Below are 352 nucleotides of genomic sequence, written 5' to 3' on the forward strand. Positions count from 1 at the left end.
GCGGCGCGCATCGTGGTGGCGGAGGATCACCGCGTCAACCAGCTGCTGCTCAAGACCCAGCTGCGGCAGCTCGGCTACGACAACGTGGTGATCTGCGACAACGGCGAAGGCGCCTGGAAGGCGCTGCACGCGGCGCCGACGGACCTGCTGATCACCGACCTCTACATGCCGGGCATGGATGGCTTTGCCCTGGCCAGGCAGTTGCGCGCGAGCAAGGATGGCAGGCACACCCCGATCATCGCGGTGTCGGCATCGACGCTCGCCGAAGAGGAGCATCGCAGCCGCGCCGCGGGCATCGACGTCTTCCTGGGCAAGCCCGCGTCGATGCAGGAGCTCAAGCAGGCACTGCGGC

At 68.2% G+C, this 352-nt stretch carries 1 protein-coding gene; it reads left to right on the forward strand.

The genetic code is table 11. The annotated features are described in order from the left end of the window. A partial coding sequence (locus AC1DHL_RS30245; protein WP_478164399.1) for a response regulator occupies positions 1-352 on the forward strand: 352 nt, incomplete at both ends.

The organism is Variovorax sp. 10L426, assembly GCF_056395305.1.